The organism is Falsiruegeria sp. JB4-1, assembly GCF_055693495.1.
The window spans coordinates 2,450,620-2,476,315 of the sequence record NZ_JBVFTZ010000001.1; the positions used below are offsets into that span (position 1 = coordinate 2,450,620).

The 25,696-nt window shown below is 56.9% G+C and carries 24 protein-coding genes, 1 tRNA gene and 2 pseudogenes; 11 read left to right on the forward strand and 16 right to left on the reverse strand.

The window, feature by feature from the left end; genetic code table 11:
* Nucleotides 1-21 precede the first annotated feature (21 nt).
* Complete coding sequence (locus ACZ1HE_RS12495; protein ID WP_472621241.1) at nucleotides 22-576, reverse strand: hypothetical protein; 555 nt, start codon at nucleotides 574-576, stop codon at nucleotides 22-24.
* A 213-nt stretch (nucleotides 577-789) separates the two neighbouring features.
* Nucleotides 790-875 (reverse strand) — tRNA-Leu (locus ACZ1HE_RS12500).
* A gap of 149 nt (nucleotides 876-1,024) precedes the next feature.
* On the opposite strand from ACZ1HE_RS12500, the gene ACZ1HE_RS12505 reads away from it, so the two are divergent.
* On the forward strand, nucleotides 1,025-1,603 hold the full coding sequence (locus tag ACZ1HE_RS12505; protein ID WP_472624461.1) for a YqaA family protein: 579 nt from the start codon (nucleotides 1,025-1,027) through the stop codon (nucleotides 1,601-1,603).
* Nucleotides 1,600-2,064, forward strand: a complete 465-nt coding sequence (locus ACZ1HE_RS12510) for a disulfide bond formation protein B (protein WP_472621243.1) — start codon at nucleotides 1,600-1,602, stop codon at nucleotides 2,062-2,064. Before ACZ1HE_RS12505 ends, ACZ1HE_RS12510 begins: the two co-directional genes overlap by 4 nt.
* Here ACZ1HE_RS12510 and ACZ1HE_RS12515 read toward each other — a convergent pair.
* Nucleotides 2,061-2,487: pseudogene (locus ACZ1HE_RS12515) on the reverse strand (Lrp/AsnC family transcriptional regulator). The gene ACZ1HE_RS12510 and the pseudogene ACZ1HE_RS12515 overlap by 4 nt on opposite strands.
* Nucleotides 2,488-2,596: 109 nt before the next feature.
* Between ACZ1HE_RS12515 and rocF the strand changes: the two are divergent.
* Together rocF and ACZ1HE_RS12525 are read left to right on the forward strand one after the other, a co-directional pair.
* The gene (gene rocF / locus ACZ1HE_RS12520) at nucleotides 2,597-3,523 is read left to right on the forward strand and encodes an arginase (protein ID WP_472621245.1); all 927 of its coding nucleotides are present in this window, start codon (nucleotides 2,597-2,599) and stop codon (nucleotides 3,521-3,523) included.
* A gap of 20 nt (nucleotides 3,524-3,543) precedes the next feature.
* Nucleotides 3,544-4,590 carry an ornithine cyclodeaminase gene (locus ACZ1HE_RS12525; protein ID WP_472621247.1) on the forward strand — a complete coding sequence of 349 codons (1,047 nt, stop codon included), beginning with the start codon at nucleotides 3,544-3,546 and terminating at the stop codon, nucleotides 4,588-4,590.
* Between the two features lie 88 nt (nucleotides 4,591-4,678).
* Here ACZ1HE_RS12525 and ACZ1HE_RS12530 read toward each other — a convergent pair whose 3' ends face one another.
* Nucleotides 4,679-5,263, reverse strand: a complete 585-nt coding sequence (locus ACZ1HE_RS12530) for an HNH endonuclease (RefSeq protein ID WP_472621249.1) — start codon at nucleotides 5,261-5,263, stop codon at nucleotides 4,679-4,681.
* Nucleotides 5,264-5,478: 215 nt separating this feature from the next.
* On the opposite strand from ACZ1HE_RS12530, the gene ACZ1HE_RS12535 reads away from it, so the two are divergent.
* Nucleotides 5,479-6,099 carry a pseudouridine synthase gene (locus ACZ1HE_RS12535; protein ID WP_472621251.1) on the forward strand — a complete coding sequence of 207 codons (621 nt, stop codon included), beginning with the start codon at nucleotides 5,479-5,481 and terminating at the stop codon, nucleotides 6,097-6,099.
* Nucleotides 6,100-6,228: 129 nt separating this feature from the next.
* Here the strand turns inward: ACZ1HE_RS12535 and ACZ1HE_RS12540 are convergent, their stop codons facing one another.
* From ACZ1HE_RS12540 to ACZ1HE_RS12550, 3 genes are read right to left on the reverse strand one after another with little or no spacing between them, the layout of a single operon-like run.
* On the reverse strand, nucleotides 6,229-6,726 hold the full coding sequence (locus ACZ1HE_RS12540) for a GNAT family N-acetyltransferase (RefSeq protein ID WP_472621253.1): 498 nt from the start codon (nucleotides 6,724-6,726) through the stop codon (nucleotides 6,229-6,231).
* A gap of 2 nt (nucleotides 6,727-6,728) precedes the next feature.
* Complete coding sequence (locus tag ACZ1HE_RS12545; RefSeq protein WP_472621255.1) at nucleotides 6,729-7,394, reverse strand: alpha/beta hydrolase; 666 nt, start codon at nucleotides 7,392-7,394, stop codon at nucleotides 6,729-6,731.
* On the reverse strand, nucleotides 7,391-8,026 hold the full coding sequence (locus ACZ1HE_RS12550) for a DNA-3-methyladenine glycosylase family protein (protein WP_472621257.1): 636 nt from the start codon (nucleotides 8,024-8,026) through the stop codon (nucleotides 7,391-7,393). Before ACZ1HE_RS12550 ends, ACZ1HE_RS12545 begins: the two co-directional genes overlap by 4 nt.
* 93 nt (nucleotides 8,027-8,119) lie before the next feature.
* On the opposite strand from ACZ1HE_RS12550, the gene ACZ1HE_RS12555 reads away from it, so the two are divergent.
* Complete coding sequence (locus ACZ1HE_RS12555) at nucleotides 8,120-9,337, forward strand: MFS transporter (RefSeq protein WP_472621259.1); 1,218 nt, start codon at nucleotides 8,120-8,122, stop codon at nucleotides 9,335-9,337.
* Here ACZ1HE_RS12555 and ACZ1HE_RS12560 read toward each other — a convergent pair.
* Nucleotides 9,334-9,747, reverse strand: coding sequence for a MarR family winged helix-turn-helix transcriptional regulator (locus ACZ1HE_RS12560; protein ID WP_472621261.1), 414 nt, complete (start codon nucleotides 9,745-9,747; stop codon nucleotides 9,334-9,336). The genes ACZ1HE_RS12555 and ACZ1HE_RS12560 overlap by 4 nt on opposite strands.
* Before the next feature lie 96 nt (nucleotides 9,748-9,843).
* On the opposite strand from ACZ1HE_RS12560, the gene ACZ1HE_RS12565 reads away from it, so the two are divergent.
* Nucleotides 9,844-10,434 carry a YceI family protein gene (locus ACZ1HE_RS12565; RefSeq protein ID WP_472621262.1) on the forward strand — a complete coding sequence of 197 codons (591 nt, stop codon included), beginning with the start codon at nucleotides 9,844-9,846 and terminating at the stop codon, nucleotides 10,432-10,434.
* 1 nt (nucleotide 10,435) lies between these two features.
* On the opposite strand, the gene ACZ1HE_RS12570 is transcribed toward ACZ1HE_RS12565, so the two are convergent.
* From ACZ1HE_RS12570 to cysS, 3 genes are all read right to left on the reverse strand, one after another.
* The gene (locus tag ACZ1HE_RS12570; protein WP_472621264.1) at nucleotides 10,436-11,212 is read right to left on the reverse strand and encodes a squalene/phytoene synthase family protein; all 777 of its coding nucleotides are present in this window, start codon (nucleotides 11,210-11,212) and stop codon (nucleotides 10,436-10,438) included.
* Between the two features lie 24 nt (nucleotides 11,213-11,236).
* Entirely contained in the window at nucleotides 11,237-12,853 is a 1,617-nt protein-coding gene (gene cimA / locus ACZ1HE_RS12575) for a citramalate synthase (protein ID WP_472621266.1), read from the reverse strand.
* 83 nt (nucleotides 12,854-12,936) lie between these two features.
* Nucleotides 12,937-14,334 (reverse strand): cysteine--tRNA ligase, encoded by a 1,398-nt coding sequence (cysS, locus tag ACZ1HE_RS12580; RefSeq protein ID WP_472621268.1) that lies wholly within the window; start codon nucleotides 14,332-14,334, stop codon nucleotides 12,937-12,939.
* Nucleotides 14,335-14,559: 225 nt separating this feature from the next.
* On the opposite strand from cysS, the gene ACZ1HE_RS12585 reads away from it, so the two are divergent.
* Together ACZ1HE_RS12585 and ACZ1HE_RS12590 are read left to right on the forward strand one after the other, a co-directional pair.
* Nucleotides 14,560-14,904 (forward strand): MmcQ/YjbR family DNA-binding protein, encoded by a 345-nt coding sequence (locus ACZ1HE_RS12585; protein ID WP_472621270.1) that lies wholly within the window; start codon nucleotides 14,560-14,562, stop codon nucleotides 14,902-14,904.
* A gap of 83 nt (nucleotides 14,905-14,987) precedes the next feature.
* Entirely contained in the window at nucleotides 14,988-16,175 is a 1,188-nt protein-coding gene (locus tag ACZ1HE_RS12590) for a pyridoxal phosphate-dependent aminotransferase (protein ID WP_472621272.1), read from the forward strand.
* Nucleotides 16,176-16,224: 49 nt separating this feature from the next.
* On the opposite strand, the gene ACZ1HE_RS12595 is transcribed toward ACZ1HE_RS12590, so the two are convergent.
* A complete protein-coding gene (locus ACZ1HE_RS12595) occupies nucleotides 16,225-16,749 on the reverse strand; it encodes an outer membrane protein (protein WP_472621274.1) in 525 nt (174 codons plus the stop codon).
* A 405-nt stretch (nucleotides 16,750-17,154) separates the two neighbouring features.
* Here ACZ1HE_RS12595 and ACZ1HE_RS12600 point away from each other — a divergent pair, with 405 nt between their 5' ends.
* Nucleotides 17,155-18,699 carry a trimethylamine methyltransferase family protein gene (locus ACZ1HE_RS12600; protein ID WP_472621276.1) on the forward strand — a complete coding sequence of 515 codons (1,545 nt, stop codon included), beginning with the start codon at nucleotides 17,155-17,157 and terminating at the stop codon, nucleotides 18,697-18,699.
* A gap of 71 nt (nucleotides 18,700-18,770) precedes the next feature.
* Complete coding sequence (locus tag ACZ1HE_RS12605; protein ID WP_472621278.1) at nucleotides 18,771-19,259, forward strand: FkbM family methyltransferase; 489 nt, start codon at nucleotides 18,771-18,773, stop codon at nucleotides 19,257-19,259.
* A 214-nt stretch (nucleotides 19,260-19,473) separates the two neighbouring features.
* On the opposite strand, the gene ACZ1HE_RS12610 is transcribed toward ACZ1HE_RS12605, so the two are convergent.
* From ACZ1HE_RS12610 to ACZ1HE_RS12625, 4 genes and pseudogenes are all read right to left on the reverse strand, one after another.
* A complete protein-coding gene (locus ACZ1HE_RS12610; protein ID WP_472621280.1) occupies nucleotides 19,474-19,713 on the reverse strand; it encodes an EF-hand domain-containing protein in 240 nt (79 codons plus the stop codon).
* Nucleotides 19,714-20,226: 513 nt separating this feature from the next.
* A pseudogene (locus tag ACZ1HE_RS12615) lies at nucleotides 20,227-23,873 on the reverse strand (vitamin B12-dependent ribonucleotide reductase).
* Between the two features lie 681 nt (nucleotides 23,874-24,554).
* Entirely contained in the window at nucleotides 24,555-25,220 is a 666-nt protein-coding gene (locus ACZ1HE_RS12620; protein WP_472621282.1) for a cytochrome c3 family protein, read from the reverse strand.
* Nucleotides 25,220-25,696 (reverse strand): nitrate reductase cytochrome c-type subunit, encoded by a 477-nt coding sequence (locus ACZ1HE_RS12625; RefSeq protein ID WP_472621284.1) that lies wholly within the window; start codon nucleotides 25,694-25,696, stop codon nucleotides 25,220-25,222. Before ACZ1HE_RS12625 ends, ACZ1HE_RS12620 begins: the two co-directional genes overlap by 1 nt.

Consider the following 25,696-nt stretch of genomic DNA (forward strand, 5'->3'; position numbering starts at 1 on the left):
CAGTCCTGTAACCGTGCAGTTTTACGTCATCAATCCGGCGATCGTGTCGTCTCTGACATCCAGCAGAACGCGCCAAACCGGCATAATACAATTTAAACCAATTGCGGCGGACCTAGGATAGTTGTCATCCACAACCGTTCCATCCACGGTCTGATTATCAGCATACAGAGACACCACATCGTCGTCAGATGTAAGTGTGACTGCTCTATGATTGCCGCCAATCCACCGGAGCCCTGATTTCAACTTGTGCCCTGCTTCGATATGAATGCGAACAGACCTACCGTTTGGAATGACCATCCCTGACAATGCGTCTAGGGCGTCTTGCAGATGCTCACAATCAGACGGAACGCGCAGAGTGAAATCAGCTTCAATCAGCCGGGCCAAACGCGTGCTGGCGTTTTCTTCTATACGCCGCTGCAGCACAACGGTCGCATATCTTTGTTCCAATTTGGCGCGATCAACCGATTGCCAACTAACAGACTTGCTGTTTGTCGACGTACTAGTGACGGTATCCGCTTGTGCAAAACTAAGATGGTAAAAGAGCCAAATCGGACCAGAAAGATCAAGGCAGTTCACACACGTTTCGGCAACTGCAAAAACCCAATCCCAAAACTATCTCTGTTGATTGTTTGAGGTTCCAGGCTGCCTTGTCGAACAAGTCGACAAGATGCTGGGTACTGTCAAAAAAAACGCAGCAGAGCAGGACAACTGCAAAACGCGGTGCGTGAGCAAATTGTGTACGCTAGCCGAAAAATAGAAACAGGGGCTTGAATAAGCCCCTGTTTTTATTGGTACCCAAGGCCGGACTCGAACCGGCACGCCCGCAAAGGCGGGGGATTTTGAATCCCCTGCGTCTACCATTCCGCCACTTGGGCAACTGAGCATTGAATTAGCCGTGTTGCCCGGGAAGGTCCAGAGGCAAAAAGCTGCGAACCGCCAAGAAGTTCCATATGCAATCGCTTGACCCTGCGGTGCGATCATGTTTTCCCAACTCCCGGACACTGAGCAAGAGTTAGCGACCATCATGCTGCAACGCCTGTACGACAAAACGATTGCTCTGGCGGAACACCCGCAAGCTTTGTGGGTGTTGGCCGGTGTCGCCTTTATCGAAAGCTCGTTCTTTCCAATCCCACCTGACGTTTTGATGATCCCGATGATTCTGGCCCGTCCCAATCGGGCGTTTCTGATCGCCACCGTGGCCCTGGTTGCCTCGGTTCTGGGCGGTATGTTGGGCTACTTCATCGGTGCGTTTTTCTATGAAAGCATCGGACAGCCCATCCTTGCATCCATGGGCAAGACCGAAGCAATGGAAGCCTTCAACACCAAGTTCAATGACTTCGGGTTTTGGGCTGTTCTGACTGCTGGTGTCACACCATTTCCCTACAAGGTCATTACTATCATGTCGGGTTGGACCGGCATGCCCATTGGAACATTTATAGCTACGTCGATTCTCGCCCGTGCGCTGCGGTTCTTTATCGTAGCGGGCTTGTTGCGGGCCTTTGGCGCTCCGATCCGTGAGTTCATCGAAAAGCGGTTGGGGCTGATGTTCACTCTCTTCATCGTCCTCCTGATAGGAGGCTTTGCCGTGGTAAAATTCCTATGAGCACACGCACAAACCTGATTCTGACCGCCGCCGCCGGGTCGGCCGCCATGCTGCTTGGTGCTTGGGGGTTTCAATTCATTGGCGAAATGGCGCCCTGTAAAATGTGTTACTGGCAACGGTACCCGCATGCCGCCGCATTTGTAATCGGAATTCTGGCCGTGTTCATGCCGGGCCGGTTGCTGCCCCTGTTGGGCGGCTTGGCGGCATTGACGACGTCCGTCATCGGGTTTTATCACACCGGGGTCGAACGCGGTTGGTGGGAAGGCCCGTCAACCTGCACATCCGGGCCCATCGGCGGGCTGACACCCGAGCAGTTGATGGAACAGATCATGTCGGCCCCCCTGACCCGCTGTGACGAGGTTCCATGGGAGCTGTTCACCCTTTCAATGGCCAGTTGGAATGCGTTGATCTCTCTGGGTCTGGCGGCGATCTGGTTCGCCGCCGCCCGGGCGTCGCGTTAAGTCGATTTCTTGGTCGACAAAAGCAGACTGGTTTCACTGCTCTGTACGCCTTCGAGCATTCGAATTTTGGCCAGTGCCTGATCCAGTTCCTCCAATGTCTCGGTCCCCAATTCTACGATCAGATCCCACCGACCATTGGTTGAATGAACCGCGCGCACGTCCTTGAGCCCCTGAAGGGTCCGCGTGATGCGATTCGTCCCGCGGCCTTCGATTCCGATCATCATCAGGCCACGCACGGGATCACGCAGCACATCCTCTTTCAGAACCACCGTGAACCCCAGTACATCGCCACGCTGAATAAGCCGTTCGATTCTGCGCCCGCACTGTTGTGCGAGATAGGTTGAGTTGAAGCGCCAAGTCCGACAAAGAGGCCCGTGCATCATGACGCAGCGCCGCGATCAGTCGCTCATCCGTTTTGTCCATAACGAACCTCCAATTCGATCATATTGACGTCAGTTTGTTCAAATTTACCTCTGTTCTTCAACCCATTTCGATCAGAAATTGGAAAAAACACTGATTTTCGAGGTTTCTCATGAACGCCAAACACTGCATTTTGATCGGAGCACCGGTCGACAGCGGCAAGCGTCGTGCGGGATGTCTGATGGGCCCCGACGCCTATCGCACTGCAGGCCTGGCCGAAGCGCTGACCGATCTGGGTCACACGGTCGAGGATCTGGGTAATCTGACGCCTGCGTCGCACCCGACGGAACCGGGTGACACCCATCTGCACCAACCCAGCAAAACCATCGGCTGGACTCACCGCCTCATCCGCACCGCCGGAGAGACAATGCCGCGAGGCATGCCGATCTTTCTCGGCGGCGATCATGCGCTCGCCCTGGGCAGCGTTGCAGGAGTGGCCAACCACGCCGCGAAAGAGGAACGCCCGCTATTCGTGTTGTGGCTGGATGCCCACAGCGACTTTCACACCCCTGAAACCTCAGGTTCCGGCAACTTGCACGGCACTCCCTTGGGCTATGTCACAGGTCGCGGTGGTTTTGCGGGCTTTCCTGTCATTACCAATCCAGTCCCACAGGAAAACATATGCATCATCGGACTACGCTCGGTTGATCGTGCTGAACGCGAAGCCTTGCAGCAAACAAAAATCCGGTTCCACGACATGCGCGAGATCGACGAAAGCGGAATTGCCAAGCCGCTTGCAGCCTTCCTGGACCATGTAGCAAATCACAACGGGCTGCTTCATGTATCTTTGGATGTGGACTTTCTGGACCCGTCCATTGCACCTGCGGTCGGCACAACTGTTCCAGGCGGTGCCACCATCCGCGAAGGTCACCTTGCAATGGAAATGATTTGCGACAGCGGGCTGATGACCTCGCTGGATCTGGTCGAACTGAACCCCTTCCTGGATGAACGTGGCCGCACCGCGCAAGTCATGGTCGATTTGGCCGCCTCCTCGCTTGGGCGCCGCGTATTTGACCGTCCCACACGCAGCTTTCTATAATTCCCTTACAGGAGCCCCAAATGACCCCTTCTGACAAAGCCCTGGTTCCTTTCGTTTCGGTCGACCACATGATGCAACTGATCCACCGGATCGGGCTGGAGCCGATGCTTCGTGGCATCGCCGACTATATCGAGGCCGATTTCCATCGCTGGGAGCTGTTCGACAAGACACCCCGGGTGGCCAGCCACTCGACCGAAGGCGTGATCGAGTTGATGCCCACTTCGGACGGCGAGGTCTATGGCTTCAAATACGTCAACGGTCACCCCAAGAACACCAAAGAGGGTCTTCAAACGGTCACCGCCTTTGGACTTTTGGCTGACGTGGCAACGGGTTACCCGGTACTTTTAAGTGAAATGACCATGCTGACGGCTCTGCGCACGGCTGCAACATCGGCCATGGTAGCCAAACATCTGGCCCCCAAAGGGGCGGACACAATGGCGATGATCGGCAATGGTGCGCAGTCCGAGTTCCAGACTCTGGCGATGAAGGCTATCTGCGGTCTGAAGTCAGTTAGGCTCTTCGATATCGACCCCGCCGCGACCAAAAAATGTGCCACCAATTTGGCGACCCACGGGATCGAGGTGGTCTCATGCGCCACCCCCGAAGAAGCTATACAAGGCGCGCAAATTTTGACCACCTGCACGGCAGACAAGCAATACGCCACGATACTCAGCGACAACATGGTGGGCAGTGGCGTGCATATCAACGCCATCGGTGGCGACTGCCCTGGCAAGACAGAACTGGCCGCGGGCATTCTGAAGCGATCGGACATCTTCGTCGAATACCCGCCCCAAACCCGAATTGAGGGCGAGATTCAGCAACTGGACGAGGATCATCCGGTGATCGAGTTCTGGCAGGTTGTCACTAGCCAACACCAAGGGCGGACATCTGACCGTCAGATTACTCTCTTCGATAGTGTCGGCTTCGCAATTGAGGATTTCAGCGCTTTGCGCTACGTCCGAGACCAGCTGGAGCAAACCGGTTTGTACCACGCGCTCGATCTGCTGGCCGACCCAGATGACCCACGCGATCTATTTGGCATGCTGCAACGCGCTACGCCCAACTGAGACGACCCCAGGCTCTTTATGTTTAAAACACCGCAATAGCATAGCGGTGAGCTGAAGCTGGGGTAGCGTTCCCTGCCCCAGCCCCTGCTCAAGCATCCAGCTCGGCGTCCCAATACAGAAAATCCATCCAACTTTCATGCAGATGGTTGGGCGGGAATTTACGGCCGACATTACGAAGTTCTTCTGCCTGAGGCTGCCGCGGCGGCTTTCGCAAAGACATGCTAGCTTGGCGCAAAGATTTGGACCCCTTGCGCAGGTTGCAAGGGCTACAGGCGGCGACCACGTTTTCCCAACTGGTCACACCCCCAGAGGCCCGGGGAACGACATGGTCAAATGTCAAATCGCCACGCGCTCCGCAATATTGGCAACTGAATTCATCCCTCAAAAACAAATTAAAGCGCGTAAAGGCAACGCGCTTTTGAGGTTTGACATAATCTTTGAGGACAACAACCGACGGTATCCTGATCTCAGTCGATGGACTTCGAACGACCTCATCGTATTCTGCGACGATATCCACCCGTTCGAGCCAAGCGGCTTTGATCGCCTCCTGCCATGGCCACAGCGACAAGGGGTAATACGACAACGGCCTGTAGTCTGCGTTCAGAACCAGTGCCGGATGCTGTTTCAACGCACCCGGTTCGCGCACAAAACCTGTCCTGAAATCACCGTCCATCAAAGACTCTCTCCTCGCCCTGCACTGCCCGTTTTTTAGGCACCAAGGCGGGGATCCCCGCCCCAGCTTACCCACAACTATATATCGTGTCCGAACTCTGGCAAGCCCTGAATTAACACAATATATCGCGGATGCTTAACGTGGTTCCGTGACAGGAAAATGACAATTATCCACAGCTTGCGGAGTCCATCATCCACGCGGTATGCAATGGTACCATGACCCGCCTGATCCGCTTCAACAAACCCTTTGACGTACTGCCGCAGTTCACCGACCGGGCCAATACCGATAGCCCGCGAGCAACCCTGTCAGACTATGTCAATGTACCTCGCATTTACCCTGCCGGACGGTTGGATCGCGACAGCGAAGGTCTGATGCTGCTGACCGACAACGGTAAACTCCAGGCGCAGATATCCGACCCGAAACACAAGATGCCCAAAACCTACTGGGTTCAGGTCGAAGGTAGCCCGGACCAGGACGCACTCAAGGCCCTGCGTGAGGGTGTGGAGCTCAAGGACGGGCTGACTCGCCCCTCGAAAGCGCGGATCATGAACGAACCTCCTGAGCTATGGAGCCGAACACCGCCCATTCGGATACGCCAATCCATCCCCGACACCTGGATCGAGCTGACCATCCGCGAAGGTCGCAATCGGCAAGTCCGACGCATGACCGCAGCTGTGGGGCACCCGACGCTGCGGCTGATCCGCTACGGGATCGGGGCCTGGACCCTGGATGGGTTGAAAAGCGGCGCCTGGGACGAATTGCAAGTCCCTTTGATCGAAACGCCTGCCCGTCCAGGCGGCAAGAATCGACGCAAGACGCCGCCACGGCGTCACTGATACTCAATCACACTTACGTTCTGCGGAGCCGCGCCTCGCGTCAGCGAGGCGCCCGGCCTAACGCCGTAAGGGCCCGTCAGGGCATGAAACGGTGGCGGGAGTGCTCTGTCTCTTCGGCACACCGGCTTATTACTGGCGGTTCAGAAAAAATCGTTTCGAGATTCGGTCAATCGGAGTTCCATTCCTCAGCGGGCGACTGTGGAATACCGAATGATCCTGAAAGCCCATTTTGGTATAATAGCTCAGCCCCGGTATGTTGTCGGCGCGGATGGTGGCGTTGATCTGAACAAAGCCCAATTTGCGCGCCAAACGCGAGGTTTTGTCGAACAAGGACCGTCCGACACCGCGAATGACCCGCTCTTGCCGAGCAAAAGTGGCTATGTCGGCGCAATCTGGGGGTAGATCCTCGGAAATACCCAACCATTGAAACCCTGCAATTTCACCGCCTGCGTCAACCGCAACATGACAACAGACGTGATCAGAGCCTGTCAGATAGTATTCGCGAAACAGGGCCTCTGACAACGGCACCTCCATCGCAGTGGTCCCGCCCGCCTCGATGATATCGTTCAGGATGGCGCAGCTTGCGGCCACGTCATCCGGCATCATCGGGCGGACGGTCACGGTCATGATCAGAGGCTCAGCTTGTCGCGCATAAACGCCAACGCCACACTCAATCCATCCGGCGCAATACCATGACCTGTACCCTTCATGATATGGGCGTAAACCTCTTTGAATTCAGCGCTCTGCAGTGCTTCGGCCGCCTGAGGCAGTGACTGAGGCGGCACCACATCGTCGGCATCGCCGTGCACCAGCAGAACCGGCATACGGCTAACCACTTCGTCTTCCAGCGTCTCAGGCGTCAGCAACCGTCCCGAGAAGGCCACGATTCCGGCAACCGGATCTTCGCGGCGCGGTGCGACGTGCAGGCTCATCATTGTACCCTGGCTAAAGCCGAACAGAACGACTTGCTCGGGCAAGACATCTTCATCCACCATCAGGGCATCGAGGAAAGCGTTGAAATCATCAACCGCCGACGCCATGCCGCGCATCGCTTCCTCTTCGGACGAACCATCGATCCAAGGGATCGGGAACCACTGGAACCCGTTTGGCATGCCGGGGATCTGCTCAGGCGCATCCGGAGCAACAAACAACGTATCGGGCAGATGTTCGCCCAAAGGATCGGCCAGCCCCAGCAGGTCAGCACCATTGGCCCCATAGCCGTGTACGAACACCACAACCGAGCGTGTGCTACCCGAAACCGGCTCCTTGCGGAGCGCATTCAAAACTCTGGTCATCTGATACCTTCCCTGTCTTTGGCAACGCGGTAATAGGCCCACAGAACCCGGGCCGCAACCGAGCGCCATGGCGACCAGGCCTCGGCGATGGTCCGCATCTCTTTTTCCGTCGGCCTCTTGGGCAAGTCATAAAGGACACGCGCGGCCTCTTGCAGGGCCAGATCACCATGAGCAAAGACATCTGCTCGCCCCAGCGAAAACATCGCATAGATCTCGGCCGTCCAGACACCGATGCCCGAAACTTCGGTCAGAACTGAAATGACTTCGACATCAGGTGCATCCCGCAAGGCTTTGAAATCGATACGTGCTTCGGCCAATGCACGGGCATAGCGCATCTTTTGGCGGCTCAGGCCAGCGGCGCGCAAATCATCATCGCTGGCCCACATGATCTTGCGCGGTCCGGTCAGGCGGGCGTCTTTCATGCGTTTCCAAATGGCATTGGCCGATGCAACGCTGACCTGCTGACTAACGATGGCGCTGAGCAACTGTTCAAACCCATCCGGTCTACGACGCAGCGGCAGTGGTCCGGTTTGCTCCATGGCGTAAGCCATGCGCGGGCACGCACCTCGCAGCCAATCCGCGCCTTCAATGACGCACGCAGGTGTTTCAATGATGCGTCCAATGTCGGTCATGACGGTCCTTGTCTTGTCGCCCTGCACCCTACCTGCATCACATCACGTTTCAACCCGCTTGTGCGCCAACAATTTCAACGATACGCATGCGTCATGACCATGACCGCCACCCCCTCGGATGACAGCCGCGCCAAGCGCAACGTCGCTGTCCTTGTCGCCGCCCAGGCCCTACTGGGTGCGCAGATGCCAATGATTTTCACCATCGGAGGCCTCGCAGGTCAGTCACTGGCCACCAATGTCTGCCTCGCCACCTTGCCGATCTCGCTGATCGTTCTGGGGTCAATGCTGACCGCCACACCGATTTCTGCGATCATGCAGAAATGGGGGCGTCGTGCTGGCTTTCTGATCGGCAGCGCCGGAGGCGCCGCTGGTGGACTGGTTGGGGCCTATGGTCTGTATCTTGGCTCGTTCCCGATTTTCCTGATGGGCAGCTTCCTGACCGGCATCTACATGAGCGCGCAAGGGTTTTACCGCTTTGCCGCCGCCGACACCGCGTCCGAGGCGTTTCGACCCAAGGCAATTTCTTATGTCATGGCAGGCGGGCTGGTTTCTGCGGTCATAGGCCCGCAATTGGTCAAGGCCACCAGCCAAGCCCTTGTAGTGCCATTCATGGGAACCTACCTGGCCGTGATCGCCGTCAACGTCATTGGCTCGCTGCTCTTCTTCTTCATCGACATCCCGAAACCTGAAGCCCCCGCTGCGGACGCGCCCAAGGGCCGCACCCGGTGGGAGCTGATCACCACGCCTCGCATTGCGGTCGCCGTGATTTGCGCCATGGTTTCTTATGCCTTGATGAACCTTGTAATGACCTCTACCCCCTTGGCCGTCGTGGGCTGTGGCTATACCGAAGGCGACGCGGCTGATGTGGTTACAAGCCATGTTCTGGCAATGTTTGCCCCTAGCTTTTTCACCGGTCACCTGATCGCACGCTTTGGGGTGGAAAAGATCGTGGCCACCGGTTTGATCATTTTGGCTGGCGCAGGCGCGGTGGCTTTGCAAGGCGTGGACATTGGTAACTTTTTCATCGCTTTGGTCTTGCTTGGCCTTGGGTGGAACTTTGGTTTCATCGGTGCGACCACAATGCTGGCAGGCGCGCATGAGCCGCATGAACGCGGACGGATGCAGGGCCTCAATGACCTATTGGTCTTTGGCGGCGTGACAGTAGCCTCTCTCGCTTCGGGTGGTTTGATGAACTGTTCCGGCGGCTCTGCGATAGAGGGCTGGACCGCCGTCAATCTGGCGATGGGACCGTTCCTTGTTCTTGCAGGCGGCGCGTTGATCTGGCTGGTGCTGCGCCCCAAAGAGGCTTAACTCATGAGATCGACCACTGGATTCAAAACCTGATCGGTCTGTGCTTGTTCCATACCTCGATCAATCTCTGCACGGTAGATGACCCACATCTGAGCGCGCAAGTCCCGCCCCTTGACGGTGATCCTCAACAATCGGCCGCGCCCGTCGCCTTGCACAGTGTCTCGGGTAACAAGCCCTTCATCGACCATTCTTCCCACTCTGCGGGAAAAGCTGGACTGATCGAACAAAAGCTTCTGTTCCAACTGAATTGAACGAAGCCCGTCAGGCGCCTGCTCCAATTCCCACAGCACGTCATACCAATTGAGGCGCGGTAACCCAGCGGCTACCAGAGCGCGCTCGGTTTGAGTGAAAATCTGAGAGCGCACTCGATTTAAAGCAATCCAGGCCGCCTCTCGCTGTTCGAATCCCACCTTCACACCTCCGTTATCCAAGGTTTTTCATTTGCTTCGTGCAGTTCATGCATTTACATGCAAATACATCTTTCCCTCTAAACTTTAGGAAACAAGATGAAAACCCTAACCGCAAGTGCTCTTGTCCTGGCCATCGCTACCCCTGCATTGGCTGAAACCTATCATCTGGACCCCACGCACACGGAAGTTCGATTTCACTACAACCACGCCGGTATCACTGAACAATCAGGTGAATGGACCGGCGTTGGCGGTACAATCGACTTTGATCCAGAGCAGGTAGAGAACACCCAAGCCAATATCACCATCGACGCAAACAGTGTGCATACGGGTGTTGGAGCATTGGACGATCACTTGAAAAGTGCGGATTTCTTCGAAGTCGAGACTTATCCCAAAATCACGTTTGTTTCGACATCCGCAGTACAAACCGGAGCCTCGTCTCTGCGGTTGACCGGGGATCTGACGATCAAGGATCAGACAAAGCCAGCGACCCTGGATGTTGACTTGACCTTCATGGGGGCGCATCCACTGGGTGGCTTCTTTGATTACTACGAAGGGGATTGGGTGGGTGTCGAAGCCACCGGAACAATGCTGCGCAGTGAATTCGGTGTCGGCATGTTTGCACCCGGCACGTCCGACGCCGTTCGGTTGGAAATTTCTGCCGAAATGCGTGCAGGTGGTTGGAAGTAAGTCACCATCGCCCCGTCGTCGCTTGTAGTGCAAACGCCAGGCGACGACGGATCACTCCCTGCCCCAGTAAACCCTGTGCGACTTGCCCCGGCATCCTGACCGCTTGTTTCAAGATTGCTTCGGCCTGGTACCCGGGCAATAGGGCTGGACGCGCGTCTTGTGAAACATTGTGTCTAGCGGCCCGCGAAAGGGCTAACCGGTTCAGCGCCTTTTGGGCCAACAGAACCACCGCCTCCGATGTACCATCAACCAAAGGAATACGCCCGCGTGCTTCCAGCTCTGGGATGGCCTTGAACCACGAAGCTATTCCAGCCGCATACGCATAATCGCGAACAACAGCCTCATCTGCCGCCCCCAAGGCCTGAGCTGCGGCAACCATCAGGCTTCCCGAACTGCATTCAATATAGTTGTCAAAATGCGCCTCATCCTCAAAGGGATCTTTGTATATATCCCAGCGCCTTACCGCGATAAATTCATCCAACATATCGGCCAGATGAGGTGACAGGACACCGGCCAAGGGCGTCACCACCTCATGCCGCCGCACCGGACCGCCCTCGGCGATTTCCTGCAAGGCATCACGCCACCACTGCAGGCGCATTTCAGCGATCATCGGCTCTTGCGTGACCCAAGGCGCGCGTGTGACTTCGACGTTCAAAGCATAGAGCGGGAAGAGCACGGTCCGCGCCGCGACGGGCGCTGCCATGGCTGCGCGAAATCGGTCAGGGTCGGCCTTTTCGACCAAGGCCGCGCAGGCATTCAGATCCGCATCAAATTCCATGCATCCCAGCTCCTGCGTCGCTGTTCAACCCGCACAGTCGCGGATCAGCTTCCACTGTATGGCGTCCAGAAGCGCCTCGAACGAGGCATCCACTATGTTGGCACTGACCCCCACTGTCGACCAATGTCGTCCCTGCCCGTCTTCACTGTCGATGATGACACGTGTGACAGCCTCGGTTCCGCCTTGCGTGATCCGTACTTTGAAATCCACCAGTTTCATGTCGCTCAAAGCGCCAGAGTATTGCCCTAAATCCTTGGACAGTGCCTTGGCCAGTGCATTCACCGGTCCTCTATCGCTACCGCTGTCATCCATGCTCTCGCTGACCGAGAGTTTCTTTTCGCCATCGACCTTCACCACAACAACCGCCTCGGACAGGCTGACCATCTTGTTGTATTTGTTTTTGCGCCGCTCAACCGTGACCTTATAGCGTTTGACCTCAAAGAACTGCGGCAGTTGCCCCAATTCCTCTCGCGCCAGCAGTTCAAAGCTCGCCTGCGCGGTATCATAGGAATAACCTTTGCCTTCCCGCGCCTTGATCCGCTCCAGAATGCGGCCCAATGCGGGATCGCCCTTTTCGACCGACATACCTGCGTCCGCCAGTCGCTTGCGCAGGTTCGACTGCCCCGCCTGGTTCGACATCGGGATGATGCGCGTGTTGCCGACAACGCTGGGGTCGACGTGCTCATAGGTCGAAGGGTCCTTCAGGATCGCGCTCGCATGCAGCCCCGCCTTATGAGCAAAGGCCGAGGCGCCCACGTAAGCCGCCTGTTTCGACGGCACGCGGTTGAGGATGTCATCCAGCATCCGGCTGATACGGGTCAGATCGGCCAGTCCCTCACGGCTCACGCCGGTTTCAAATCGGCTGGCATAGGGCTCTTTCAATAGCAGCGTCGGGATCAACGCGGTCAGGTTGGCGTTGCCACAGCGCTCACCCAAGCCATTGAGCGTGCCCTGGATCTGCCGTGCACCTGCGTCGACTGCCGCCAAAGAACAAGCCACCGCCTGTTCGGTGTCGTTGTGGGTGTGGATGCCCAGACGATCACCGGGAATACCTGCTGCAATCACCTCGGACACGATCCGGCCAACTTCGGAAGGCAATGCACCACCGTTGGTGTCACACAGAACGATCCACCGCGCGCCCGCATCCAACGCCGCCTTGCAAACCGAGATCGCATAGGCGGGGTTGTCCTTGTAGCCATCAAAGAAATGCTCGGCGTCATAGAGCGCCTCGCGCCCCTGCGCCACGATATGCGCCATCGAGGCGGCGACGTTGTCGGTGTTTTCCTCAAGCGGAATGCCAAGGGCTTGCGTTACATGGTAATCATGCGACTTGCCCACCAGACAGATCGCACCCGTTCCGGCATTCATCACCGCCGCCAGCACATCATCATTGGCAGCAGATCTGCCCGAGCGTTTGGTCATGCCGAATGCGGTCAGTTGTGCGCGGGTCTCGGGCGCTTCGGCAAAAAACGCACTGTCGGTCGGGTTTGCCCCCGGCCAGCCGCCTTCGATGTAATCAATACCAAGGGAATCGAGCGCCTGGGTAATCTGCACCTTCTCAGAGGTCGAGAACTGCACGCCCTGGGTCTGCTGCCCGTCGCGCAGGGTGGTGTCGTAAAGATAAAGGCGTTCCTTGGTCATTCTTCTGGCTCTCTGGCTAGTTCGGGCAGCGCCCGACCTCGGGTAGGTGCAACGCGCCCGGACCTCGCCGGGCGCATTCTAATTCAGCCGTTCGGCAATCTGGCAGCGTCAAAGGATGATGTCGGTACAAGCTCAACCCCGGCCTTGCTCATGCGAACTTCCAGTCCCGCCTCGATGAAGGCTGATTTCAACCGATCTACTTCACTGAAGTCCTTGGTTTCCATCGCAGTTTCACGCGCCGAGGCCAATTGATCGATAAAAGCGGACAGATCCACATCATCAGCTTCCGCCCAAGCGCCGAATTCATCGGACAGCAGCCCCAGAATCTGCGCCGAGGCCAATAACCCTGCGACATCCCCAGCAGCCGCCAGCTTGTGCAACTCCGCCATAGCGCCGGCGGTGTTCAGATCATCCGACAGCGCGTCAACGACCGCGGCAGCAGCGGTGGACGCGGGCTCGATGCCCGCGGTCAGCGCCCGCCACTTGCGCAGCGTACCTTCGGCCTCTTTGGCCTTTTTCTCGGTCCAATCCATCGGCTTGCGATAATGCGTCGACAGAAACACAAAACGGATTACCTCGCCCGGGACACCCTGATCCAGCAGGTCGCGGACGGTAAAGAAGTTGCCAAGCGACTTGGACATCTTCTTACCCTCGACCTGCAACATCTCGTTGTGCAGCCAGAAGTTTGCAAAATCCCCCTCGGGATTCGCGCAGCAGCTTTGCGCGATTTCATTCTCGTGGTGCGGGAACATCAGGTCGTTTCCACCGCCGTGGATGTCAAAGCTCACCCCCAGCAGCTCCTTGGCCATGGCCGAGCATTCGATGTGCCAGCCCGGACGACCCCGGCCCCATGGAGACTCCCACCCCGGCAGGTCATCGGTCGAGGGCTTCCACAGCACAAAATCCATAGGGTTCCTTTTGTACGGTGCAACCTCGACCCGCGCACCGGCGATCATGTCGTCAACCGAGCGGCCCGAGAGCTTGCCGTAACTCTCTTTCCAACTGTCCACGGCAAACAGAACATGACCTTCGGCCGCATAGGCGTGGCCTTTTTCGATCAGCACCTCGCACATGGTGATCATCTGGTTGATGTATTGCGTGGCGCGCGGCATGTGATCGGGTTCCATCGCCCCCAAGGCTCCCATGTCCTTGAGATACCAGTCGATGGTTTCTTCTGTGCGCTCGTGCACCAACTCTTCCAGCGTGCCTTGAGCGCCCGCCTCTTTCCGGGACAAGGCGGTTGCGTTGATCTTGTCATCTACATCGGTGAAGTTGCGCACGTAGGTGACGTGATCCACGCCGTAAACATGGCGCAGCAGACGATAGAGCACGTCGAACACCACCACGGGGCGTGCGTTGCCCAGATGCGCCCGATCATAGACGGTCGGGCCACAGACATACATCCGCACGTTTTCAGGATCGATCGGAACAAAATCCTCTTTTGTCCGGCTCTTGGTGTTGTGCAGTTTGATCGTCGTCATGTTTCACGTCCTTAGCAACAGGCTCAGTCCACCACTGGCTGCGTCTGGCCGCGGGCTTAGCAAGTTGTCTTATAAATGAAAACGAAAGAAACCAGCCCGCGACGATGTCAGCAGGTAATGCAGCAGATAATGATGCAAATGGTCTGGTTCATGTGTCTCGCATACCACGGGTCGGCTGATCCGCCAAGCCTTGAGTGAACGCCCCCTTAGGTCACACTGCCAAACATGAGCCGAGAGATCGTCAATTCCATCTGCGAGACCCTTCCTGGGGCCGAATTGTCGGACCCCTGGGGTGGCGGCCATGACGCTTGGAAGGTGGGCGGCAAAATGTTTGCCTGTGTCGGATCGATGGGCGATGGGGTGTCGGTCAAGACACCCGATGTAGAGACAGCACAAATGCTGATCGAAGCAGGCGTGGGTGTCAAAGCCCCCTATTTCCACCGCAGCTGGATCAGATTGCCGTGGGAAACGGACGCCGACGAGATGCGACATCGGCTTGAAGCAAGTTATGACATTGTTCGCTCGGGCCTGACCAAGAAGCTTCAGGCCACCTTAGCACCGCGCACATAACACAACCAAAACACAAACACTGGAATTGACAAATCAACGCGGCTCTGTCCCTCTCCGCCGGTGATCTGCTGAGGGAGGCTAACATGCAGTTGTCGCATCGTATCACGCATCTGACCGGTGGAGGGTCAGATGGCTGGGATGTGTTTTATCGCGCCCGTCGGATGAAGGCCGAGGGGGTTCCGGTGACGGAATTGACCATTGGTGAGCATGACATTCGCACGCATGCCTCAATTCTGGAGGCGATGGATGCCTCGGCCAAAGGTGGTCATACCGGCTATGCCATGGTTCCGGGTGTCGCATCACTGCGTGAGACAGTGGCAAAGCGCATCGAAGCGCAGACGGGCGTCCCGACCACCGCCGACAACGTTCTGATCACGCCTGGTGGTCAGGCGGCGCTGTTTGCGGCCCACGCCGCAACTTGTAATTCGGGCGATACTGCACTGTATCTTGACCCATATTACGCGACATATCCGGGAACAATTCGGGGCATAGGGGCCGTCGCCAAGGCGGTACAAACCCATGCCGAGGATGCGTTCCAGCCCCGCGCGTCCGACATTGACGCCGCGGCCGAGGGCGCCGTTTCGCTGCTGATCAACTCACCCAACAACCCCACCGGCGTCGTCTATTCCCGGGAAACGCTGGAAGGGATTGCCGAGGTCTGCAAAGCACGCGATCTGTGGCTGATCTCGGACGAGGTCTATGACACGCAAGTGTGGGAGGGCGAGCACATCTCGCCTCGCGCCCTGCCCGACATGGCCGAGCGGACGCTTGTTGTGGGCTCGATGTCGAAGTCTCACGCCATGACCGGCTCGCGCTGCGGTTGGATCGTTGGACCGACCGAAGTGATCACCCATTTGATCAACCTCGCGACTCACACCACTTATGGCGTTCCCGGCTTTATTCAGGATGCCGCCGAGTTTGCACTCAAATCCGGGGCTGCGTTGGAAGAGGAAATCGCCGCGCCCTTCCGTCGTCGGCGTTCCCTGGCAAAGGACATTCTGGCGGCGCAAAACACGGTTAGCTTGGTTCCTGCGCAGGGCGCGATGTACCTGATGCTTGACGTGCGCGCGACGGGGATGAGTGGCGAAGCCTTTGCCAACGCATTGCTTGATGCGCACCACATTGCCGTGATGCCGGGGGAAAGCTTTGGCACTGCTGCAGCCGGACATGTCCGGGTTGCCATGACCATCGCGGATGAGGAATTCGCGTCGGCGCTGAAGACGCTTTGCGCCTTTGCCGCGACACAGGCAAATCACGTCGCAGCACAATAAAAAACCGGTGCTCAGAACTGGCTGAGCACCGGGTTTACTCATCAAACAGTCAACTTAGAACCGAAACGAAGCTCGCAGGTTCACAGACGTCGAGATCGAAGTCCGACGTTGTGTTGCCGACATCGTTGAAATCGTGCTTCAGCACCTCGCCGCTGACGGTGAATTGATCATTCACCTGATAAGCAAGGCCGACGCCGTAAACCAAGCCGGTGTCGTTGCCCAGGGACGAAAACGAGCGCGCGCCACCAACCACTGCATAGCCAAGAGCGGGCCCAAAATCATAGCCCCCCTTCAGCTTAAGGTTGGCCACGTTGTCGATGGTGCCGCCGCCTGCGGGCAGAGCCAGATCAACCCTGTTGACCTCAAGCTCACCCCCGACGACGAAATCGCCGAAGTCGTAGTCATAACCGATGTGACCACCAAAAGTGGTCTCTTTACCGTCCGCAGCTCCGGGGCCGTCGACATCTACATGTCCGATGCCAAAACCCGCATATGGGCCCGTCCAATCCGCAGCCATGGCAGCCGGAGCGGCCAACAGGGCAATCGAAGTTACTGCAGGAACTAAGAGTTTCATTTTTTACTCCATATTTGTTAGCACACCACGGAGAAAACCGTTTACTTATAACACCTTGAACAAATTCTCGCGTGGTGTGACCTGTAGGTGGTCGTTTTTCGGCGCGGTTTCAATACCGCTGGCAATCATTTTTTGTCATTTTTGACATTATTTGCAGAATTTCGCCCATCGGGCAAAAACTCGCCCAAAATCACCGGCTTGAGCGTCGCAAATAGAACAGACCCGCCATGCACTCCTTGAAAAACTGGTCCCCGGTTGAGGAGAGAGCCATGCAAGCTGAACAGAGTAAGATCTGTCTGGTTAGCCGCACAATTGGTGCGGATCGTGGTCGTGCGGCCCGGGGACGACCCTTTTCGAGTTGATTTGAAGCTTACTCCAGTCAACTCACATCGGACCCAAAACAACATGAACGACCAATCCCGATCCACAACGCGCAGCGGCGGACGCGCCGCGCGCCGTGCCGCCCGTGCTGCCGCCCTGCCCGATCATCTGCGCCCGGTGCGCCACGGTATGGAAAGCACGGCTCTGAATCTGCTCAGCCAACAGGACATGGAGCGTATCCATTCCACAGCCCTCGACGCGCTGGAAACCATCGGCTTGGCCGACGCACCGCAAAGCGGCATCGACTATCTGGTGGGTGCGGGTTGCACCCTGGGTGACGATGGCCGCATCCGCATTCCCCGCGCCTTAGTCGAGGACACTCTGGCCAAGGCCAACCGTGAGGTCACCCTTTACAGCCGGGATGGTAAAACCGACCTGGAACTGACTGGCGCAAAGGTCCACTACGGCACCGCGGGCGCCGCCGTATCGATGGTAGATGTGGATGGACGCAACTATCGCGATTCCACAGTGCAGGACCTGCACGACGCGGCGCGGATCTGCCAGCAGCTCGACAACATCCATTTTGTCCAGCGCCCGATGGTGTGCCGTGACATCCCCGATAACCGTGAGATGGACCTGAACACCATCTATGCCTGCACATCTGGCACCTTCAAACACATCGGCACCTCGTTCACCGAACCATCCTATGTGAAGCCCGCACTGGAAATGCTCCACATGATCGCTGGTGGTGAGGACAAGTGGCGCGAACGCCCATTCATGTCGAACTCAAACTGTTTCGTTGTGCCACCGATGAAGTTCGCGACCGAGGCCTGCGAAGTGATGGAGGAATGCATCAAGGGCGGCATGCCCGTGTTGCTATTGTCCGCTGGTATGGCCGGGGCCACTGCGCCTTCGACAATTGCAGGTGCGATCGTTCAAGCCACTGCTGAATGTCTGGCGGGTCTGGTCTATGTCAACGCGGTTAAACCGGGCCACCCGGCGATTATGGGCACCTGGCCTTTTGGTCTGGACCTGCGCACTGGTGCGATGACTGTAGGATCTGGCGAACAAGCACTGCTGAGCGCAGGCTGCGCACAGATGCACCGGTTCTATGACCTCCCCGGAGGCGCTGCAGCCGGCGCGGCAGATTCTAAGTTGCCCGACATGCAGGCCGGTTGGGAGCAGATGTGTTCTGCCGTCATGACCGGCCTTTCGGGGTTAAACATGGTCTACGAGGCGGCCGGAATGCATGCCTCTCTGCTTGGGTTCTGTTTTGAAAGCCTGATCCTGAGCGACGATCTGCTGGGTCAAGCCTTGCGTTGCGTACGTGGGATCGAGGTCACCGAGGAGACGATGGCTCTAGATCAGATTGCCGAGGTCTGTCTTGGTGGGACCGGGCATTACTTGGGCACCGATGCAACCCTGAGCCGGATGCAACAGGATTTCGTCTACCCCACCTTTGGCGATCGCACGTCACCAAAAGAATGGGCGGAATTGGACAAACCTGATCTTATTGCCAAGGCGACAGCGCGAAAGCTAGAAATTCTGGGACAACCTTCGCCAGCACAATTCGATCCGGTTCTGGATCTGGCGATCCGTGATCAGTTCAAGATCCACTTGCCCGGCTAAGCCTCCGCTGACGCACCTTGCATAGGGGGGAACGCCCCCTATACAGGTTTCGAACCCGAGCGGAGCACAACATGGCCTCACTAAATCGCTGGCTGCAAAAGCTGAGACATCCGTGGAAAGCGGAGCTTTTTGATTCCTTTACAAAATTTCGCAAGGAAAACGGCAACGCTCGGCTCTATGACTATGCCTCGCTGCCCGGTGGATCAACGGTTCTTGATTTTGGCGGGTTCAAGGGTGAATGGACAGACCGCGTCCTGGCCGCGCAGCCCGATTGCACAGTTCATGTATTCGAACCCCATCCTGGCTACGCGGAAATGATCCGGGAAAAATTCAGCGGTGATCAACGCGTCAAAATTCACCAGGCCGCCTTGGCCCGCGAGGACGGAACATTGCACCTGTCCGATGCCGGAGATGCGTCGTCTGCAGTCGCGGATCACGACCGTAGCTTTGAGGCGGAAACCATTGCTGTGGAAAGGTTTTTCTCTGAACAAGGCCTCACAGATGTGGCTCTGGCGAAGATGAATATCGAGGGGGTGAGTACTCTCTTTTGCCTGCCCTGATCGACAGCGAGATGATCGCCCGAATAGACCGAATTCAAGTGCAGTTCCACCTGTTCTCACCAGAACTCAAGCCTGAGCGTGATGCCATCAGGACGCAGTTGGAACGGACTCACAGCTGCGCTTGGTGCTACCCGTTCATATGGGAAGAATGGCGCCGAAGCGTGAGTTGAAAAAAGGGGGCCTCTCGGCCCCCTTTACTTTTATTCGCGTCACTTTAACCGTCTGTTTCAGGTATCAATCCTGCCTTCTGCGCGGCGGTCACCTCGTCCCCATCCAGAACACCGTCAGCGTTCTGATCCATGGCAACAAAGCTGCTGGTCTCTAGTTCAGGGAACACAGCCTGAACTTCTTCCAGTGTCAGAACACCGTCGGCGTTCGCGTCAATCTTTCCAGCGGCCAGAACAGGAGTGGACAGCACAATAGCGGCAACAGGCAGAGATTTGATCAGTTTCATAGGGGGCTCCTTTTTTCGAATATCCGTTGATCGGATGCCCCTAGAAACAGACAAACACGTCGCGCCGTCATCGGCTATTCCCCAAACGGCGGATTTCGAGCCAACCCACGCCGGATTCTGCAAGATAATCTCGGCAAGGTTCGGCATACAAAAACCGTCTCACGCCGCATCGGCAAATCATGCCTGATCAGAAAGACCCAAACGAGCAGAGCCCTGCCTGTTTTCGCCCCAGACGTGCATCGGCATCTATCAGCCGGGTTCAGAATCAGGGAACAAAAAAAGGGGGCCACTGGCCCCCTTTGAGTTTCGCCGTCCAGGCTCATCTAGTTTACCGCCCGGTGTGTTTTATGCCTGCGGCACTGGACTGCGTCTGGGGCGAGCGCACCCGCCCCGTGGTCAGGTGGGAAGGACTGGTCTTCCGGCCCACCCTGTCTCGTCGGGGCCAGGATCACCGAGGGTGGATCCTTTGGCCCCTACGCACCCCCGGGAGTGCGATCTTGTTGCCCCACGAATTTACGAGCAGCCGCTCGTGGACCCGCAGGTGTTGCATTTCATGCAGGTGCCATTACGCACCAGCGTATAGTTTCCGCATTCGCCGCAAGCCTCGCCCTCATAGCCTTGCATTTTGGCCTTAGCACGGGCGTCCATGCCCACCGCGGGACTTGCAGTCGTTTCGGTTCCGGTTTCTGGCACCAGCGTTTGCAGCGCACTGACCGGATCGGCAGTGCCATTCAAAGCTGTTTCGCCAGACTGGCCGCCGTTCAGCACCACCAGATCCTGCGGCAGACGCTTGCGCAGATAGCCGGTCGAGCTGATTTGCTTCAGCACTTCCAACGATTTGGACGCCGCGGTTTCGCTGATCTCGTTGATGTTGGACACACCCTCTTCCTCGCCGCGACCGATGTCGTCGAATGTGGCGCCCTCGGGCTTCACATGCGCCAGATCGGTGCGATCCAGATAGCTGACGGCCAATTCGCGGAAGATGTAATCAAGGATAGAGGTCGCGTTCTTGATCGAGTCGTTGCCCTGCACCATCCCTGCCGGTTCGAACTTGGTGAAGGTAAAGGCATCGACAAACTCTTCCAGTGGCACGCCGTATTGCAGACCAACCGACACGGCGATGGCAAAGTTGTTCATCATCGCGCGGAAGCCGGCACCTTCCTTGTGCATGTCGATGAAGATCTCACCCAACTTACCGTCTTCGAACTCACCGGTGCGCAGGTAAACCTTGTGACCACCAACGACGGCCTTTTGGGTGTACCCCTTGCGGCGATGCGGAAGCTTTTCGCGGTGGCTGCGGATGATTTCCTTGACCACAACCTTTTCGATCACCTTCTCGGCCAGCACAGCGGCCTTTTCCTGGATCGAACCGCTTTCCAACACTTCGGCTGCTTCATCATCGTCATCGACCAGAGCTGCGGCCAGCGGTTGGCTGAGCTTGGAGCCATCACGATAGAGCGCGTTGGCTTTGACCCCCAGCGACCAGCTGAGTTCATAAGCTTTCTGACAATCCTCGATGGTTGCATCGTTGGGCATGTTGATCGTCTTCGAGATCGCGCCCGAAATGAACGACTGCGCAGCGGCCATCATGGTGATGTGGCTATCCACCGACAAGAAGCGCTTGCCTTTCTTGCCGCACGGGTTGGCACAGTCAAAGATGTGATAGTGCTCTTCCTTCAGGTGCGGCGCACCTTCCAGGGTCATTGTCCCGCAGACGTGGTCGTTTGCTGCCTCGATGTCGCCCTTGGTGAACCCAAGATGGCGCAGCAAGTCAAAGGTGGGGTCGTTCAGCTTTTCGGCCGGGATGCCCAGAACGCCGGTGCAGAACTCTTCGCCCAGGGTCCACTGGTTGAACACAAACCGGATGTCGAACGCGCTTTCCAGCGCCTCGTCCACCTTGCGCAGCTCATTCGGGCCAAAACCGTGACCGGTCAGCGAGGTGTGGTTGATGCCCGGCGCGTTGCCGATGGAACCGTGACCCACGGCATATGATACGATCTCTTCGATCTGGGCTGAGCTGTAGCCTTGGAATTCCAACGCAGCGGGAACCGAGCGATTGATGATCTTGAAGTAACCGCCGCCCGCAAGCTTCTTAAACTTGACCAAGGCAAAGTCAGGCTCGATCCCAGTCGTGTCACAGTCCATCACCAAGCCAATGGTGCCGGTTGGGGCGATCACAGTGGCCTGCGCATTACGGAAACCGTTCTTTTCACCAAGGTCCAACGCCTCGTCCCATGCAGACATGGCAAGATCGATCAAACGCGCGTCCGGGCAATTGGCGTGGTCCAATGGTACTGGTTTGACGGCCAACTTTTCGTACCCATGCGAGGCACCATGAGCAGCCTTACGGTGATTGCGCATCACGCGCAGCATGTGTTCGGCGTTGCGCTCGTAACCTGCGAAAGGACCCAGCTCTCCGGCGATTTCGGCCGAGGTGGCGTAGGCAACACCGGTCATGATCGCGGTCAGGGCGCCACACAGCGCGCGGCCCTCGTCGCTGTCATAGCCGTGGCCCATGTTCATCAGCAGACCGCCGATGTTGGCATAACCCAGACCCAAGGTGCGGAAGTCATAGGAAAGCTGCGCGATTTCCTTAGAGGGGAACTGCGCCATGGTCACGCTGATTTCCAGCGTCAGGGTCCAAAGACGCGCTGTGTGCATGTAATCGTCGGCCTGAAACTTGCCATCCTCAAGGAAAGTCAGCAGGTTCATCGACGCCAGATTACAGGCGGTGTCGTCCAGGAACATGTATTCCGAACAAGGGTTTGAGCCGCGAATCTCACCGTCTTCGGGGCATGTGTGCCACTCGTTTACGGTGTCGTGGTACTGAATGCCCGGATCGGCACAGGCCCAGGCCGCATGGCCCACTTGTGCCCACAGATCGCGCGCCTTGATCGTCTTCGATACTTTACCGTCGGTGCGGTTGATCAGCTCCCAATCGGCGTCTTTTTCGATCGCCTTGAGGAAAGTGTTCGTCACCCGGATCGAATTGTTCGAATTCTGGCCCGAGACCGAGCTGTAGGCTTCGCTATCCCAATCCGTGTCATAGGTCGGGAATTCGATGCTGGTATGGCCCTGCTTGGCGTAATCCAGCACGCGCTTCACATAGGTTTCGGGGATCGCGACCTTCTTGGCCTCGCGGATCGCCGTTTTCAGTGCCTCGTTGTGAGCTGGATCGTAGGCATCATCGGCCTTACCGTCCCAAGTGCGCAGCGCTTCGAAAATTCCGTTGAGCTTGGCTTCGTGCATCTTGGAGCCCGCGACGATGCTCGCCACTTTCTGCTCTTCGATGACCTTCCAGTTGATAAAATCCTCGATATCCGGGTGATCGGCGTCAACGATAACCATCTTGGCTGCGCGCCGCGTGGTGCCGCCGGATTTGATCGCGCCCGCTGCACGGTCGCCAATTTTCAGGAAACCCATCAGGCCCGAAGATTTACCGCCACCGGACAAGGGCTCACCCTCGCCACGCAGGTGGCTAAAGTTGGTTCCGGTGCCTGAACCGTATTTGAACAGGCGCGCCTCGCGGACCCACAGGTCCATGATGCCGCCTTCGTTGACCAAATCATCGTCGACACCCTGAATAAAGCACGCATGCGGCTGCGGATGCTCGTAAGACGATTTGGATTTGGTCAGCTTGCCGGTCTTGTAGTCGACATAGTGATGACCTTGTGCCGGGCCGTCGATACCATAGGCCCAATGCAGGCCGGTGTTGAACCATTGGGGAGAGTTCGGCGCCGCACGCTGTGTCGCCAGCATGTAACGCATCTCGTCGAAATAAGCGCGCGCGTCCTCTTCCTTCGAGAAATAGCCACCTTTCCAACCCCAAAAGGTCCAAGCACCTGCCAGACGGTCGAAAACCTGTTTGGATGAGTTTTCGCCACCAAACTCAACCTCGCCATCAGGCACAGACCGCCACAAAAATTCGGGCACGTCTTTTTCACGGACTTTTTTAGACGCGTCGGAACACCTGCCTTGCGAAAGTACTTCTGGGCGATGACGTCGCTTGCGACCTGGCTCCAGCTGGCAGGAACTTCAATGTCGTCTAGTTTGAACACGATTGTGCCGTCGGGATTACGGATTTCCGAAGTGGCCGAGACAAAATCCAGCTCTGCGTACGCGTCCTGCCCTGCCTTGGTGAATTTCCGTTCTATCTTCATCCCGCTGCCCCTAATTTCCAGCTTCAAACTTACGGCCACATCGGCCTATGAGTGCTCCGAACCAGTCTCGAAGCATTGACAGAAGGCAAAGGTATCCCGCCGCAGTCGAAACCGCGTTGAGAACAGGCGCTAAAGCACCAGATTCCGAGAATTACCCCACTGTCTTGTCGTGCAGCAGCCCACTGGTCTTACCTACCAGATTTAGTGGCTGTGCGTCCGACCCCCACAATTTGACGTATAGAGACATAGAAGGTCAACGTTCTTTTTACCAACGAATGGGAAAGATTTGTATTGACCTGCATCGGAAAGCCGCTCGGCTCAGAGCGGTTCCGATTCCTCCACAAGTTATGCCCACAACAGCTTGCGCAACGTGGGCCAAGCAGTATTGGGATTTCTCGATTTTTCCGGCACACTTACCGAATTTCATTAACATTTATTAACGCGAAATTCCGCACTGCAGCAAAAATTTCGTGGCGGAAATTCCCTGTGACAAAATTATCAAATGGGCCTCACGATCCCGGTCCCAAGAATGAAACATTGCACCGATCATCACCGAGAATCGGGTGAACAACTTCCGTGTTTCTGTTTCTCGAACGACCGCTAGATATCGGTGTTGGTCAGCCTAGAAAGAAAATAGGCAGTACCGATTTCTCGATACTGCCTTCGCCAAATCTACCAGATTTAGTGTTGCGCGTGCTGGCTGAGATAGCTTTGCAGATCACCCGAAGCCGTAGACTGTGCGCTGGACAACAAGACACTGCCCTCAAGCATCGCCTCTTTCATGTTGGGCAGCTCGTGCGCGATTCCCTTGTGGCAATCGATACAGGTCTTTTCGCCGGTGAACAAAAGCCGCTCGTGAAAATCGGCTGCGCGCGGGCTTTGCCGGGTGATGTCCATCGACTCGGCCGAGTGGCAATTGCGGCATTCCAACGAGTCGTTTGCCTTGAGCCGCGCCCATTCGTGCTGCGCCAGCTCCAATCGCTTCTCGACAAACTTTTCACGCGTGTTGATGGTACCGAAAATCTTACCCCATACCTCTTTGCTCGCCTGCATCTTACGCGCGATTTTGGGTGTCCATTCATGTGGCACATGGCAATCCGGGCACGTCGCCCGCACGCCCGAGCGGTTGGAATAGTGAATGGTCGTCTTCAGCTCGGCGAAGACGTTGTCACGCATCTCGTGGCAGCCAGTGCAAAAGGTTTCGGTGTTGGTCAATTCAAGTGCGGTGTTGAACCCGCCCCAGAAGATGATCCCCATAAGGAAGCCGCCCATTGTCAGCCCACCCAGGCTGTAATGGACGCTGGGGCGCCGAATGGTTCCCCAGAGTTTACGCAAGAAGCCCAACATCAGTCGCTGCCCCCTTTGTTCTTCTCGACGTACTCAAGCACGCTGTCGATATCGACAAAGCCGTTTTCGACCAGCGCTTTGGCCTCGACCTGAACCACGTGACACTGTGTACAAAAGTATCGGCGCGGTGTCACCGAGGCGAGGAACTGATTGTCTCGGCTCATGAAATGCGTGATCGACACCATTGGCGCCTGGCTGACCTCAATCGCAGTGCGGCTGTGGCATTGCAGACATTGGTTAGCATTGAGGTCAATCTGATACCCATCGATCTTGTGCGGGATTAGCGGCGGCTGCTCAGGGTAATTGCGCACCTGGCGCAAGTCCGAATTTACGACCTTGGCAATCGCGGGTGGTTCAGCATTGTCCGCCAAAGGTGTTCCTGATCGTAGTGTGGCCACGCTTTCCTGAGCGAAAGCGGTTCCTGCAAGTGCGGTGATGCTGATGACGGCTGCTGAAATCCAAAGGTTGCGTGTCAT